The sequence below is a fragment of the Hydrocoleum sp. CS-953 genome (assembly GCF_002260545.1).
In the GTDB taxonomy this organism is placed as follows: domain Bacteria; phylum Cyanobacteriota; class Cyanobacteriia; order Cyanobacteriales; family Microcoleaceae; genus Trichodesmium.
The window spans coordinates 1-2,258 of record NZ_LGSU01000139.1 but is presented as its reverse complement, the minus strand read 5'-3'; the positions used below and the strand labels follow the sequence as shown (position 1 = coordinate 2,258).

The 2,258-nt window shown below is 35.2% G+C and carries 2 protein-coding genes; one reads left to right on the top strand and one right to left on the bottom strand.

Annotated features, from left to right (window positions below; genetic code table 11):
- Positions 1 to 195, top strand: a 195-nt coding sequence (locus tag AFK68_RS37890) for a hypothetical protein (protein ID WP_210407156.1), incomplete at its 5' end; no start/stop codon positions are given.
- On the opposite strand, the gene AFK68_RS00995 is transcribed toward AFK68_RS37890, so the two are convergent.
- Positions 196 to 1,905 carry an alpha/beta hydrolase gene (locus tag AFK68_RS00995; protein WP_094670926.1) on the bottom strand — a complete coding sequence of 570 codons (1,710 nt, stop codon included), beginning with the start codon at positions 1,903 to 1,905 and terminating at the stop codon, positions 196 to 198.
- Positions 1,906 to 2,258: the final 353 nt, after the last annotated feature.

The following is a 2,258-nucleotide window of genomic DNA, read 5'->3' as shown; positions in this document are numbered from 1 at the left end:
AAAAATTACCAGGTTATAGTTCTAGGGAGCTGCATAAAGTTAGGATTTTGGGTTGACGCTAGGCAGAAAAATGAAGGGAGAATTCTTTCTTCTGCCTCCTCTAAATTCCCCATTCCTCCTGACTTCCCCTCCTGGGAGGGGTGGGGGTGGGTTGACTCCTTCTCCCTCCTAAAAGACTTTTTCAGCAAACCCTAATTAGTTTGTTCTTGCTTGTTTCGATACTTTGTTTAACTGAGTTTCTGACAAAGACCGCACTAAACTTAGATTAAAAGGTTGTTCGCTGATGGTCTGAGCATAGGATGCTTGCAAATAGGAGCGATATTCAGAGCGATCGGCAATGTGGGTTTGGAAAAATGCTAAACCAAAAGCATTAGCATAACCAACTACTACTTCTGGGTCTGGTTTAATCAAATCTTCTAGAGAAGTGAAAGCATTTTTATGCACTGCACCCAAATTAATATTAATATGATCTGTTCCTTCTGTTAAGACCAAATATTTATCAGGAGTTGTCAACGAAGTAAAAGAGTTTACTTGTTCTAATACTATGGGAGTAATTTTATCTTCACTTCCACTTCCCCACAAAACAGGTAATTTAACCTGACCCATACCAGCTTTTCCAAACAAACTACTATTCACTGGGTCAAGTACAAATATTGCTGCAATTCTATCATCTTTGAAGTTATATTTTTGTGGCTTCAATTCCAAAGCACGACACTGTAGCAGCAGCGACATATTCAAAACTTCCATTTGTGGGCCACAGTCTTGTTTGAGTTGATTAAAGTTAATCTCAGCACCTGCTAAAGCAAAAGCAGTAGAAGCTCCAAAAGAATGACCAAACATACCAACTTTTTCTAAGTTTAACTGACCGTGGAATTGATATTTATTTAACTGCTCTAATTCATTTAATAAGAAAGAAATATCCAAAGGGCGATCGATAAATTCATTTCCCTCGAACATATCTTTAGTTTTACCTGCTAAGAATTTCTGGATATATTCATAATTACTGCCTCGATGTTGAGGTAGGGCAACAGCAAATCCATAAGAGGCTAAATGTTCTGCTAAACTCTCAAAGTTTACCCCATTTGAGCCTAAACCATGAGAAATAACTACTACAGGAATTTGTGTTTCTTTGGAAGAGATATTTGGCAAATAAAATTTCGCTGAAAAATTGCGATTCCGTTCGGTATCTTCCAGAATAATTTCTTGTTGGGAAAAGCTATATTTTCCTTTTTTTCTAATATCTGGTAATTGAGAATAATCTACTTTTTTTTCTTGATAAGCTTCTTTTAAGGTTAGATTTGCTACTGTTTCTACAAAAGCTTTTGTCTCTTCTTGTAAAGTAGAAACTTTTTCAGTGACAGCCATAATTTTCTTGGCTTCTAGCCACATAATATCACTGGGAAAATGACGAACAAAATTTATCAGAGTTAAGCCTTCAGAATCAGTTGCAGATTTTAATAAAGCTGTTTTGATTGCTTCTGCACCATTTTCAATAGAGGATAAATCATCAGAAATTGACTGAGTTTTAATTACTTCTCCTAAACTTTTGAGAAATAATTTTCCCATAGGTGAGTGGAGAAATTGAGAAACTATTTGAGGCGGAAAATTGTAGCGAGTTTGCAATAATTCTCGATATTCCTCTTCGTCTTCAGCTTCTAAAAGTAGCATATAGCTAGCTAGCTCATAATTAATTTCTCCATTTTGAGCATAACTTTCTAATGCTGATACAGAAATAAAAGTATTGAGACCTTCGTGACCTACAGAAATTTGCTTGGCTGCATTGACTGGTAAAGCAGTAAAAATAGCAGGAATTATGCCTAGGGCTAGAGATTTTAACCAACGGCTCAAACCATAATAATTACTTGTAAAGTTGTTTATTTTTTGAGTTTGAAATGCTTTTTCCATAGTTAATTACTCCTCATAATTAATCAATAACTTTTCATCCTTCTGTTATGTCTTGCGAGAAAGATGCTAACCCTATAGTTGTTACTGCTAGATAAATAGCTGCAATATCCCCTGATAAATTACATAAGGATTCAGGTATCTCAAACCTAGTTATAGAGGGACTTATGAAAAGGACTGACTCAACAATTTAACAGCCTCATTCTCAATAATCACAAAAATCAAGGCTTGTAGCAATCTCTAATTGAGAAGAGAAAATTGCCATAAATACTTATCCATCAAGATTTATCGGCTTTTCCATAAGACCTGAATTCTTACTAAATTACTGTTTTATCGGGGGGATAATTCTATATAAA